The following is a 12,707-nucleotide window of genomic DNA, read 5'->3' as shown; positions in this document are numbered from 1 at the left end:
CGCCCCTGTCACTACAGCTCGGAGTGTCCTCAGAGATAGGAAGTGTCGTTCACCAGACGCACCGAAGATCCGCCATCGGGATAGAACTCCGCTATCGATAGCGAAGCTAGATCAAGATGCAAGCGATACAACAGTTCTGGACCGACACCGAGTGCCGACCGCAATAGCGTCTTGATCGGGGTCACATGACTGACCACCGCCACGACCGCACCGGGATACCGCTCGATCAGATCACGACAAACCGCGGCTACGCGCTCCCTGACTTGATCGAAGCTCTCCCCGCCAGGTGCGGCGATAGCCGGATCACCGAGCCAGCACGCATGTAGCTCGGGATCGCGCTGCGCGGCCTCGGCGAAAGTCAGGCCTTCCCATGCGCCGAAGTCGGTCTCGATCAAGCCATCATGGATCTCCACTCCGACCTGGGCAGCAGCGGCCACCGCATGCGCGGTTTCCCTGGTCCGTCCGAGTGGAGAGCTGATTACAGCGGTGATACCGCCTGTGGCCGACAGCATCTCGGCGGCATCAGCGGCCTGTTGCCTACCCAACGAAGTGAGCGGCGGATCGCTACGGCCACAGTAACGGCGTTGCCGAGACAACTCGGTCTGGCCGTGACGAAGCAACAGCAGCCGGGTGGGGCTGCCAGTGACACCGGTCCAGCCTGGACCATGCCGTAGGGGCTTCGCCTGCCCAGCGCTCGCGATCGCCGCTTCCTCGGCTTCCTCATCCCGACTCGGCCGGACGCGCTCGGTGCGGCCAGGAGCCGGATCGTCCTGCACAATCGCCTGCGTGCGGGGGGCGACGGCCTGACTCGGCTCGTCCATGGCCTCATTCGCCAGTCGGTCGGCATGGGCATTCCGCGCACGGGGAATCCAGGTGTAGCTCACCTGCGTGAATTCGGCGGCCAGTCGGCGAGCACGGTCGGCGAGCGGAATCAAGGCCGGGTGCTTGACCTTCCAGCGATCCGACATCTGCTCGACAACCAGCTTGGAATCCATGCGTACCACAACAGACTCGGCGCCGAGCTCCGCTGCCGCAGCCAAGCCGGCGATCAAGCCGCGATATTCGGCGACATTGTTGGTAGCGACACCGAGGAATTCCCGTCGTTCGGCGAGCACCCTGACATGGTCGGCGTCGTAGACCACCGCGCCGTATCCAGCCGGACCGGGATTTCCTCGGGAGCCGCCGTCCGCTTCGACGATCACCTCGGGATAGGACATCGGCGCTCCTACCTTTGCCCGGTACGAGCGAACGAACCCGGTCGGGACAGGCTCATAGCCCAGATTCCTTGGTTCGGACCAGCACCGCTCCACACTCCGGACAGCGCACGATCACCTCGGGAGCGGTCTTGGCGATACGCGCGATCTCACCGCGGTCCAGTTCGATGCGGCACGCGCCACAGCGGCGAGCCTGCAACAGCGCGGCGCCTACGCCGTACTGCGCACGCTGCCGGTCGTAGATCGCGAGTAGTTCGGCGGGCATCAACGCGACCGCAGCGGCACGGTCGGTGTCACAGCGGGTTTGCGCCACCTCCAGATCTGCGAGCGCTTCATCGCGGCGCCGCTGCGCGGCGGCCAGATCCTCTTCGGATCTACTCAGCCGGGCGCCTGCGTTGTCATAGTTGGCGGCGGACGCTTCGCGCTGTTCCATGACCTCGAGCAGTTCGTCCTCCAACACCGAACGACGACGTTGGAGGCTGCCCAGCTCGTGCTGGATCTCGGAAAGCTGTTTGGCGTTCACCGTCCCCGCGGCGAGCATCTCCTTATCGCGGTCCTCACGCTTACGCACCGCCTCGACTTCGCCTTCCAACTTGCGAATATCACGATCGAGGTCGTCCAACACGATCTGCACGGCAACCGCGGCATCGGCATGCACATTACGCTCGGTCTCCAGCTGGGATACCTCCTGCTGTTCGGGCAGCACGGTTCGACGATGCGCGATCCGGGTCAGCTCGGCGTCAATGGCAGCGAGCCGGAGCAGCTCGGCTTGGACCGGGGGTTCGACATTCAACGCGGACAAACTCCTGGACGGGGTGGATGGGACGAAGTTCCACCGTACTCCGCCGTATCGGCGACCTTGCGCTACCCGCCGACAGCGCGAGTCTTGATGGCGTCTCTGGAAATGTAAACGTCATATTCGCCGGGGACCGCGATCACCGCGTTGCCGTAAGCAGAACGTACGAACGGCTGGGTCCACCAGCGCCCCTCCCGCATATCGGCGAAGAAATCCCGGTCGCCGTCACCGAGGAAGATCTGGTTCTGCGTGGTCGCGACACCGTCGAGGCGCTGGCCGTACAGGCGACTGACCCGGTAGCCGGAGTGGAAGCCGAGAGCATTGACCCACGGATGCAATTCGACGATGCCCGCTTGCAACACCCACAGGTCACCCTCTACTCGGTAGGTCGCGCGCTGGTCTACGCGTCCGTCGTCATCGTAGACAGTCAGCTCGACATCGAGCTGATGTTCCTGGCCGGCTACCGGCTCGGCCACTACGTGCGCCGCTTTGATCTCCCCGGTCAGGCCCAGATACGTCTGCAGCAGGGTCACGATCCACAGCAGTACCGCGGCGACCAGCAGCAATACCAGCCCCCCTGCGCCACGCCCTAGCAGCACCCGCAACCCGAGCCTGCGCAGGGCGAGCAGGCCGGATACCAACAGCGCCGCGCCAACCGACAGCAGCAGGATCAGACCGAGCTGCACGAGACCGAAATCGACCGGGAAGCTCATACCGTAGATGTACCCAGCGCGACCCGAACGACTCTCATACCAACTGCTGGAACCAGCCCGGTGCCGCTCCCCTTCGGCATATCGGGAACATCAGCGTGGCAATGGGTTCCGGCCCGCCACCTGAGTCATCCAGTCGATGCCACCGTCCACGGGTCGGTACACAGTGCGGACACGGTGGTCACCACACCGGGCAGCGCGCTCCGGACAAACGATTGCGCCTGTGCGCACCAGGGGAATTCGGTCGCCCAGTGCGCGGCGTCGACCAGCGCAGGGCCACCCTTGCGCACATGCTCGTCGACCGGATGGTGCCGTAGGTCGGCGGTGAGATAAGCGTCGACGCCGAGCCGGGTGACGGTGTCCAGCAAGGAGTCACCCGCGCCGCCACACACTGCGACGGTGTGCACGACACGCTCCGGGTTGCCCGCGGCACGCACCCCCCATGTGGTGTCCGGGAGAGCTCGGGCCACCCGAAGAGTGAAAGCACGCAACGATTCCGGTTCCGGGAGGGTACCGACCCGGCCCAGACCAAGCGCGGTGGGCAGCAACGCGCGCTCGCTGAGGTGATAAGCCGGTTCCTCGTATGGATGGGCGGCACGCAGCGCGGCGAGTATCGCCGACCGCGCCGCGGGTGGAGCCACCACTTCGACGCGGTCCTCCTCGACGTGCTGGAGTTCACCGAGCACACCATGCGCTGGAACCGCCTCCGCCACCGGGCGGAACTGAGTCGTCGCGGGCACCCGCAGCGCACAATCACGATAGTTCCCGCTGCCACCCGCGCCTGCGGCGAAAAGCGCGGCGAGCACGGCGTCGGTGTACGCACGTGGCACATGGACCACCCAATTGTCCACAGCGGAATCAAGTTTCGGTACCAACGGGCCGGTCACGGTGAGACCGAGCACTGCGGCGAGCGCATCAGAGACTCCAGGGGCGGCGGAATCGGCATTGGTATGCGCGGTGAACAGCGCGCATCCGGAACGGATGAGCCGATGCAGCAACGCGCCTTTCGGAGTGCTGGTGGCGACAGTGTCGACACCGCGCAGCAATAACGGATGATGGACAACCAAGGCTTGGGCACCCCAGCTGATCGCTTCCTCGACCACCGCTGCGGTGGCGTCGACCGCGAACAGCACGCGAGTCAGCTCCGCAGCAGGATCGCCGCAGACCAGCCCGACCGAATCCCATGACTCGGCCAGTGCGGGCGGATAAGCCGTGTCGAGCACCGCGATGAGATCCGCGAGCGTGGTCATCATCCACCTCTTTCGCTTCGGTAGTACCGTACGCCATGTGTTTTCGGCGTCACTCGGTGCGCTCTTCCTGCGCCGCGGTCCCGGATCCAGGTCCGTAGCGCCGCGATCACCCCTGCGGGGGCACGACACCCGACGAGTGGATCGCGGCGACCAATCGGTCGACCTCCGCGGCACAGCGAACCGCGACGCGGAGATGGTTCGGGCCGAGTCCCGGAAACGTGTCGGCGCGACGGACCGCGATAGCTCGGCCGGCCAGATGCCTGCGCAGCAGTTCACCGTCCGAGACATGCAACAGCAGAAACGGCCCCTCCGCCGGAGTGTGGACTCGGATGCCGAGACCGGTCAACCGCTCGATCATCACGGTGCGGGCCGAGGCGAGGGACTCGGCGTGCCGCTCGGCTTCCGCGACCGCCGTAGCGCTCGCGGTAGCGATGATCGCCTCCAACTGCAAAGTGCCCAGAGGCCAATGGGCACGCCCGTGACCGAGACCTGCCAGCAGGTCGGGGGCACCGAGAAAATAGCCACAGCGCAGACCCGCCAACGCCCACGTTTTGGTCAGACTACGCAATACCAACAGGCCGGGCGCCGGATCGGCGGCGAGAGACTCGGGCTCACCCACCACCGCGTCGGCGAAGGCCTCGTCGACCACGACAATACGACCCGGCCTGCACAGGGCGCGGATGACAGCGGCCGGATGCAATACCGAGGTCGGATTGGTCGGATTGCCGAGCACCACCAAATCGGCCGCAGCAGGTATCGCGGCCGGGTCGAGCAGGTACGGCGGTTCCAGTACCACCCGCGTCACCGGAATGCCCGCTTCGCGCAGCGCGAGTTCGGGCTCGGTAAACGACGGATGCAGTACCGCTGCCAGCCGCGGCGCGAGACGGGGTAACAACGCAAACCCCTCCGCAGCGCCTGTCAGCGGAAGCACCTCCTCAGGAGCGCGGTTGTGCCTGGCCGCGACCGCGCGACGGGCGGTATCGGTGTCCTCGGCACTCGGGTAACGACCCAAGTCGGACAGCCGCGCGGCCAAACGCTGCCTCAACCATTCCGGCGGCGCGGCACCCTGGACATTCACCGCGAAATCGAGCATGCCCTCGCGTGCGTCCACGTCCCCGTGGTGGCGCAGTTTCACGCGATCGATGACGTCTTCGAGCACAAAAGCACACCCTACGTGGCGCGCTCGGTGTACAAACAGCCAGAATGGCAGTCGTGGGTCAGTTGCACGTCTTGTTCGTATGCACCGGCAACATATGCCGTTCTCCGATGGCGGAAAAGATCTTCTCTGTGCACTTGTATCGGGCCGGGCTGGCCAATCGAGTACGGGTCAGCAGTGTGGGTATCGGGGCGTGGCACGTGGGTGCCGACGCCGATCCGCGCACCAACGCGACCCTACGCAAGTATGGATACCCGACCGGGCACGTGGCTGCCGCATTCGGCGCCGAGCATCGCGACGCCGATATGGTGGTCGCGCTGGATCGCTCACACCAGCGGAAACTGGTCCGCCTCGGTGTTCCGCCCCAACGGCTACACCTGCTGCGTACCTTCGATCCAGCTGCCGACAGCCACGAGGTCGCCGATCCTTATCACGGCGACACGGCGGACTTCGAGCGCGTGCGCGACCAGATCGAAGCGACCGTCCCAGGCCTACTGGACCGGGTACGCGCTGAGCTGGACCCGATCGCTGAACCACCTGATCCCGACCCCCTACCCGGTCGGCGGTCTTGATGCGCAGGCTCACCTTCCTGTTGCGGCCCAGTTGGCTGATCCTGGCCGTGCTGGTCGCCGCATTCGCCTATCTGTGTTTCACCGTGCTCGCACCATGGCAACTCGGTAAGAACACAGCCACCGCACACCGTAATCAGCTGATCGCCGACTCGGTGCGGGCCGATCCGGTCGATATCACGTCGGTGCTCTCCGATCCGAAACTCTCCGATCCGACGACCTCGGCGCACACCGAGTGGCAACGCGTCACCGCCACGGGCAGCTACGTACCGGACTCGACGGTTTTGGTGCGACTGCGTCATCTCGGCGGCGCACCCGGCTATGCAGTGCTCACAGCCTTCAGATTGAACGATGGCCGCATGCTGCTCGTCGATCGCGGGCTGGTGGCCGCGGTCGACGGCACCCGTCCGCCGCTGATCCAGGAACCACCCTCCGGTCCCCAACGCATCGAAGCTCGTATCCGCAGTTCCGAAGGAGTCGCGCCAGGCAAGAACCCCAGTATGCAGGACGGCTACCGTCAGGTGTATTCCATCGATATCGACCAGGAATCCACAGTCCTCGGCCAACCCCTCACTCCGATACCAGCCGGCGAACGCGGCGGTTACCTGCAGCTGGACGAGAACCAGCCCGGCGCGTTCACGCCGAGCCCGCTCCCCCAACTCGACGCTGGTCCATATCTGTCCTACGGCCTGCAATGGCTGGCCTTCGGCATCATGGCCCCACTCGGCCTCGGCTACTTCGTCTACGCCGAGATCCGAGAAAGAAGGAAAGCAAAAGGATCCAGCGGAGGAGCTCACGCCCCGACACCAGGATCCGGGGCACCCACGGCCGAGACCGACCAGGAACGGCGGGCCGATCCCACCGCTCTCACCGCCTCCTCCGACCGCCTCGCCGATCGCTATGGCCGCCTCCGGGGCTGATCCGCGCCGGTCGCCGCGTACCGGCGGCGAAGGCGGCGGCGAACAAGGTGGCAGTCAGTTGCACGGCTTCGGAGAGGCGAACCGCGCGGCGCAGATCCTCGACGGTAGGGGCGGGACCATCGCCGAGCTGCGGGCGCGACTCGAGGCCGTGCGGGTACTGCGTGCCGCCCCCCAACCGGACGCCGAGCGCACCCGCCATCGATGCCTCGACCACGCCCGCGTTGGGGCTGGGGTGGCTCGCGGCTTGGCGGCGCCACGCGCGTAGCGCCGCGGCCGGGTGTCCACCGATCAGGGGGGCGAGCACTGCTGTGAACAGGCCGGTAAGCCGCGCCGGGAGCAGATTGGCGAGATCGTCGGTGCGCGCGGCAACCCAACCGAAACGCAGGTAGCGCTCATTGCGGTAGCCGATCATCGCGTCCAATGTGTTGATCGCTCGGTACCCGAGCAAGCCGGGTATACCAGCCACCGCGCCCCAGACCACCGGAGCGACGGCCGCATCGGAGGTGTTCTCGGCAACGGACTCCAGGGCAGCCCGCGTCAACCCCACCGCGTCGAGCACTGCCGGATCACGGCCGCACAGTGCGGGCAACAACGCGCGCGCACCCTCCACATCGCCATTCTCCAGCCGATCGGCCATCACACGGCCGGTACGCGCAAGACTGCGGCCACCGAGGACAGTCCAGGTGGCGGCCGCGGTCGCCGCTACCCCTCCTGTCCCTGCCGCGATGCCGAGACCGACGACCGCGCCGACTGTGACCACCTCGTGGACCAGTCCCGCTGCTCGCCGATCTGCATAGGTGACCGACTCCACAGCGGCCGCCGTCGAACCGAATCCGGCCACCGGATGCCAGCGCCGGGGATCGCCGAATATCCGATCGAACGCGAATCCGAACAACAACCCGCCCGCGATGGAAGTCCCCTTCTGCACCCGGCGAGAGTATCGAACGGGTGCGCGGCCCGCGCACCCGATATCCACTGCCCACAGGCATGTGGCACAACTCGACCTGCCTGTATCGTCGCCTGCGATTCCGAGTGCGCCGTGACTGTTGCCGATCAGCGCGTCCCCCCGAACCGACTCGAACCTTCTTGCGCGTCGGCGACTTCCGCCGACAGCAGCCGGCCCGCATCCGCAATGAGCCCATGAGCGAGATCCGGATTCGCCACGCAAGCCTGCCGCCAACCGAGGTCTGCGATAGCGCGTACATAGGGCAGCGTCGCGTTGGTGAGCGCGATCGTGGCGGTGTGCGGCACCGCACTCGGCATGTTGGCGACACAGTAGAACAGCGAATTCGCCACGCGGAAAGTCGGGTTCGCATGCGTTGTCGGGCGAGAGGAGGCGAAGCAACCACCCTGGTCGATAGAGATGTCCACTAATACTGTCCCTGGCCGCATATCAGCGACGAGATCATCGGAGACCAGTTCCGGCGCGCGCGCTCCTCGGCGCAGCACAGCGCCGATCACCAGGTCGGCCGAGCGCACAGCACGCTGGATCTCAGCGACGTTCGACGCAACAGTAGTGACCCTTCCGTGGAAGCGGTTATCGAGTTCGCGCAACCTGAGTAGGTTGGTGTCGAGCACGCTCACGCGGGCCCCGAGGCCCATGGCGACCGCAGCCGCGTTCGCACCGGCGACTCCGCCGCCGAGTACGACCGTCTCGGCCGGACGCACTCCGGGGACACCGCCGAGTAAGAGTCCAGCGCCACCGAGCGGTGCCGTCAGATAGTACGCGCCGACCTGCGCACTCAGCTTGCCCGCTATCTCACTCATCGGTGTCAGCAATGGCAGCGACCCGTCGGCGGAACGCACCATTTCGTAGGCGACGGCGGTGATCTCCGAGTCCAGCACGGCCTCGGTGCACTCGCACGAGGCAGCCAGGTGCAGGAAAGTGAACAGCACTTGGCCGCGGCGCATGCGCGGATACTCCTCGGCGACCGGCTCCTTCACCTTCAATACCAGTTCGACTTCCTGCCACAGCAGCCCAGCGTCCTCGACCAGCCGCGCACCCGCCGCGGCATAGCCTGCGTCGGTAAACCCCGAACCGGCACCCGCGCCGGTCTGCACTATCACTTCGTGTCCGTGCCCGATCAGCTCTCCGGCGCCCGCCGGAGTCAGGGCTACCCGGAATTCTTGTTCCTTGGCCTCCCGTGGTACTCCGATCCTCATATCACCATCGTGGTACCGGCACTGGATCCATACCATCACCGACGCGCATCGCGGTCAGCTGCATCCCCCGCAAGGCGCGACTTTCCAGGCACGGCGGCCGACAAGATTCCGAATGCGCAGTTCACCCACTCAGGCCAAGTCGACATCAAAGATCGCTGATAATATTCAGCCAGCGTGCCCGGCGACCCGGGCTCTCCTGCGGATACGGCTCCCGTGCGGCGTGTAGCGCAGTGGTCAACCCACCCGGGTCGATATGCGGGAGAGCACGCGAGCAGGAGGTATCACGATGTCGTCCATGCAGTCGGGTGCGTATCGGCTAGAGGGCCGGATCAGTGTCGCCGACATCGCGGCCCAGCCAGGCGGAGTCGAGGCGCTCCAACACAGAATTCATGAACTACGTTCCCGTGGCGTCTACTTCGCCGCCAATGCGATCGAGCAGGAGATGGCTGAGCTGGATCTTCCGTACCGTTGATTTCGCTGTCGCGGTCACGACGCTTCCGCCGACGCACCTCTCACCGGTGATCGGCGCCCAGGTCGGCATGTGATCGGACACCGAACGCGGACGCGACACGCTCGTCCAGCTCAGCTTGTGCCTCGGGACCGGGTGGGCAACCCTCCACGAACTCACGGACCAAATCGACCACAGCCGTGGATCGGGCGGTCATCGGATCGGGCACAGGCAGTCTCGACACATACTGTGTGATCCACCGCCGCCTGCCTGAGTACAGCCGATTTCCACAAACCGCGTCGTAGAATTGCAACCCGAGTACCGAATTGGCCACGCCCATCAACAGGTAAGCCAGTCGCGTGGCTTCGGTGGGAACACAGGACAGATCTGGTAACGAGATCCAATAGCAATCACCGTTGACCACCGCGCCCGAACGGTCCAGCGCGAAACGCGGGCGGTCGCTGATATCCGGAAAGACCAGCTTCGGCTCCTGCCATAGGTTCGGACGCTGCGGAACCCAGATCTCGAACCAGATCCGACCACTCTCTGTGAGATAGCGACGACCCGCCAGTGTCTCCTTATTCGCCAGCAGATACGCTGCTGCCCTGGGGAATTCGGCAAGGTCGATCGGTGTGCGGCGCGAACGAGCCAGATCGTAGGGGTACAGCACACGCAGGTCGTGGCTGCGACTGATCCGCCACGGCGCGAGATCGCGGTGGGTGATCAAGGCGAGCAGCAGTTCGGACTCGGGGCATGGGTCGACCTCGGCCCAGCGGTCGGAGATGAACACACGGTCGGCGGTCGTCTTGACCCCGACTCGGATCCGTGCCACGTCCCCGAAGGTGCGCCACGTAGCCGCACCCACCCGGGCCAGCCAGGAGTCGACCGCATCATGCGACATCCGCCACCCGGCCTGCGGTCCGAATGTCGGATTACTGCCCTTTCTTCCTTCCCCGATACGCGCGGATCGTCCCGCACGTGGCGCCGGATCATCCGTGCTCATGCTTACACCACCATCGAGTCCGGCACCACCATCGAGTCCGGCTCCGTACACATCGCGAGTGACCGCAGGTTCCTGACCGGTTACCAGCCTGCCGACCTCGACGAAGAAAGTCCGCCCCTTGTGCTCGACAATCGAACCGCGCTGGTCGGTCAGTGCCTCGAAAAGGCTCTTTCCACATGAGCTGTGCCCGACTGTCTCGTAGACGGAGACATATCGGCAGTCGCCGCGGTAGCTTTCACGCCGTGCGATGGTGATCGCGGGAAGCACCGCGGCGGCGAAGAGTTTGGTATCCCCCAGGTCGTACAACTCGACCGGTGACAGCTCGGTCAGCATCGTGGCCCGGATATTCGCACCAGCCTTGGTGGTCAGAAATCTATTGGCACACAACAAGCCGAGCACACCCCCGGCAGCCAGTAACCGTGGCAGCGTAGCGACGAACGGATGGGTCAAGTCGATCCGCCCACGTAGACCGAACCGCTTGCGCAGCAGTTGCGCGGTCGATCCACCCAGCTGCTGCGTGCGTACATACGGCGGGTTGGTGATCACTACGTCGAACGAACCAGTCGCGAGACTGGCCTCAGCCGCGAGAAAATCCGCCCGTCGCCACCGCACGGGCACGCCTGCCGCACCAGCTCGATCGCGGGCGACAGCGAGTGCCTTCGCGTCGAGATCGTAGCCGGTCAGCAATAGTCTGGTACCGGGAAACCGCACCGTGGCCTCGGCATGCACCGCGAACAGCAGCTCACCATCACCGCACGCCGGATCCAGTACTCGCAGAACTCCGGCTCGGGATGGTACGGCATGCCGCAGCAACCGGTGCGCGAGAAACCTGGCCAGTGCAGGTGGGGTGTAATGCCTTCCCTGTCGTTTGCGGTCCCGCATGGCGGGGATTTCGGACGCCATAGCACAGGATTCTGCCGCTTTCGGGCATATCGATCACGACAACACGGACAACGACAAGAGGGCGGCATAGGCGAACGATGCCGTCGGCCTCGGCATGCTACCAGGACCTGCGGCGCATGAGATCCGGTGGATCAGAGGGGAATGTTCTTGTGCCTGCTCTTACGGGCCGGTACTGCGGCAAGAGCCGCTGCGAGCGTGCTTCGGGTCTTGACCGGGTCGATCACCGCGTCCACGACACCGATCGCCATGGCGCGCTCCACGCCACCCGCGATTCGCTCGTGCTCGGCGGTGAGCCGCTCGTGCAGTGCCTCGCGCTCTTCTTCCGGCGCGGCCGCGAGAGCCTTCTTGTGCAGAATGCCGACCGCTGCCTTGGCCCCCATCACGGCCACCTCGGAATCCGGCCACGCGTAGACCGCCGTCGCGCCCAGCGAACGGGCGTTCATCGCGATGTAGGCACCACCGTAGATCTTGCGGGTGACCAGGGTGACCCGCGGAACCCGCGCTTCAGCGAATGCGTGCAGGAGCTTCGCACCACGTCGTACGACACCTTCCCATTCCTGGCCGACACCAGGCAGATAACCGGGGACGTCGGTGATGACGATCAGCGGAATACCGAATGCGTCACACAGCCGTACGAAGCGCGCCGCCTTCTCAGCGCTTTCGGAGTTCAGACAGCCGCCGAGCCGGATCGGGTTGTTGGCCAGCACGCCGACGGTACGGCCGCCGAGACGACCGAGCCCGGTGACGATACTGCGGGCATACAGACCCTGCAACTCCTCGAACGACGACCCTCCTTCGACGTTGTCGAGCAGTTCGCGGACGATCGGCCGAACATCGTAGGCACGTTTGGCCGATTCCGGCAGCATCGCCTTCAGGTCGACATTGCCGTGTTCGACCGCGAGTAGATCGAATTCACCCTGCCCGGCGAGCATCGACACCAGACGGCGCGCATGATGCAATGCATCGGCCTCGTCGCGGGCGACGATGTGCGTGACACCGGATTTCTTCCCATGCGTCTCCGGACCACCCAGCGTGGCCATATCGACCTGCTCGCCGGTCACGCTGCGCACCACATCCGGACCGGTAACGAAGATACGGCCTTCGGGAACCATGATCACCAGATCGGTCAGCGCCGGGCCGTAGGCGGCACCGCCAGCGGCGAAGCCTAATACCACGGAAATCTGCGGGACCAGACCAGATGCGCGGACCATGGCCTCGAAGACCTGGCCCACGGCGTGCAACGCCTCGACTCCCTCGGCCAAGCGGGCGCCACCGGAATGCCACAATCCGACCACAGGGATATCCGAATCGATAGCGGTGTCGATGGCGTCGACAATGTGCTTACAGCCCGCCACACCCATTGCGCCGCCCATCACGGTGGCATCGGAGCAGTAGGCCACAGTACGTACACCGTCCACTTCACCGATGGCAGCCAACACGCCGGATTTGTCCCGCGGATGCAGCGGAAGAATCGTACCGGGGTCGAAGAAGCGCTGGAGCCGCCCGAGTGGATCACGCGGATCGGATGCCGTTCCTTGTCGCAACGCGGGAACGATGACTGTCATCGCGTTCTCC

General features: G+C 65.3%; 12 protein-coding genes. 3 read left to right on the top strand and 9 right to left on the bottom strand.

All coding sequences use genetic code 11. From position 1 onward, the window contains the following. Nucleotides 1–29 precede the first annotated feature (29 nt). The 5 genes from ACX4ZE_RS01490 to cobC all read right to left on the bottom strand — a co-directional run bounded on the left by ACX4ZE_RS01490 (nucleotide 30) and on the right by cobC (nucleotide 5,129). Nucleotides 30–1,217, bottom strand: a complete 1,188-nt coding sequence (locus ACX4ZE_RS01490; protein ID WP_480271414.1) for a bifunctional RNase H/acid phosphatase — start codon at nucleotides 1,215–1,217, stop codon at nucleotides 30–32. Between the two features lie 52 nt (nucleotides 1,218–1,269). Continuing rightward, on the bottom strand, nucleotides 1,270–2,007 hold the full coding sequence (locus tag ACX4ZE_RS01485) for a zinc ribbon domain-containing protein (RefSeq protein WP_480271413.1): 738 nt from the start codon (nucleotides 2,005–2,007) through the stop codon (nucleotides 1,270–1,272). Nucleotides 2,008–2,078: 71 nt separating this feature from the next. Next, on the bottom strand, nucleotides 2,079–2,723 hold the full coding sequence (locus ACX4ZE_RS01480) for a hypothetical protein (RefSeq protein ID WP_480271412.1): 645 nt from the start codon (nucleotides 2,721–2,723) through the stop codon (nucleotides 2,079–2,081). Nucleotides 2,724–2,848: 125 nt separating this feature from the next. Beyond that, the gene (locus ACX4ZE_RS01475; RefSeq protein ID WP_480271640.1) at nucleotides 2,849–3,970 is read right to left on the bottom strand and encodes a Nif3-like dinuclear metal center hexameric protein; all 1,122 of its coding nucleotides are present in this window, start codon (nucleotides 3,968–3,970) and stop codon (nucleotides 2,849–2,851) included. 106 nt (nucleotides 3,971–4,076) lie between these two features. Beyond that, a complete protein-coding gene (gene cobC / locus ACX4ZE_RS01470) occupies nucleotides 4,077–5,129 on the bottom strand; it encodes an Rv2231c family histidinol phosphate aminotransferase CobC (protein WP_480271411.1) in 1,053 nt (350 codons plus the stop codon). Nucleotides 5,130–5,173: 44 nt separating this feature from the next. On the opposite strand from cobC, the gene ACX4ZE_RS01465 reads away from it, so the two are divergent. Beyond that, on the top strand, nucleotides 5,174–5,698 hold the full coding sequence (locus tag ACX4ZE_RS01465; RefSeq protein ID WP_480271410.1) for a low molecular weight protein-tyrosine-phosphatase: 525 nt from the start codon (nucleotides 5,174–5,176) through the stop codon (nucleotides 5,696–5,698). Further along, the gene (locus ACX4ZE_RS01460; protein WP_480271409.1) at nucleotides 5,698–6,615 is read left to right on the top strand and encodes an SURF1 family cytochrome oxidase biogenesis protein; all 918 of its coding nucleotides are present in this window, start codon (nucleotides 5,698–5,700) and stop codon (nucleotides 6,613–6,615) included. The genes ACX4ZE_RS01465 and ACX4ZE_RS01460 overlap by 1 nt, the downstream gene beginning before the upstream one ends. Here the strand turns inward: ACX4ZE_RS01460 and ACX4ZE_RS01455 are convergent. Then, nucleotides 6,563–7,543, bottom strand: a complete 981-nt coding sequence (locus ACX4ZE_RS01455) for a cobalamin biosynthesis protein (RefSeq protein WP_480271408.1) — start codon at nucleotides 7,541–7,543, stop codon at nucleotides 6,563–6,565. The two genes, ACX4ZE_RS01460 and ACX4ZE_RS01455, sit on opposite strands and share 53 nt — an antisense overlap. A gap of 125 nt (nucleotides 7,544–7,668) precedes the next feature. Continuing rightward, entirely contained in the window at nucleotides 7,669–8,778 is a 1,110-nt protein-coding gene (gene ald / locus ACX4ZE_RS01450; RefSeq protein WP_480271407.1) for an alanine dehydrogenase, read from the bottom strand. A 286-nt stretch (nucleotides 8,779–9,064) separates the two neighbouring features. Between ald and ACX4ZE_RS01445 the strand changes: the two genes are divergently transcribed. Continuing rightward, the gene (locus ACX4ZE_RS01445) at nucleotides 9,065–9,250 is read left to right on the top strand and encodes a hypothetical protein (RefSeq protein ID WP_480271406.1); all 186 of its coding nucleotides are present in this window, start codon (nucleotides 9,065–9,067) and stop codon (nucleotides 9,248–9,250) included. Nucleotides 9,251–9,290: 40 nt separating this feature from the next. Here ACX4ZE_RS01445 and ACX4ZE_RS01440 read toward each other — a convergent pair whose 3' ends face one another. Continuing rightward, entirely contained in the window at nucleotides 9,291–11,132 is a 1,842-nt protein-coding gene (locus tag ACX4ZE_RS01440; RefSeq protein WP_480271405.1) for an Eco57I restriction-modification methylase domain-containing protein, read from the bottom strand. A 131-nt stretch (nucleotides 11,133–11,263) separates the two neighbouring features. After that, nucleotides 11,264–12,697: an acyl-CoA carboxylase subunit beta gene (locus ACX4ZE_RS01435; RefSeq protein WP_480271404.1), complete on the bottom strand. Its 1,434-nt coding sequence runs from the start codon at nucleotides 12,695–12,697 to the stop codon at nucleotides 11,264–11,266. Between the last annotated feature and the right edge of the window lie 10 nt (nucleotides 12,698–12,707).

The organism is Nocardia sp. TBRC8007 (genome assembly GCF_056629435.1).
The sequence above is the reverse complement of the archived record's forward strand: the minus strand, read 5'-3'. Positions and strand labels throughout refer to the sequence as shown.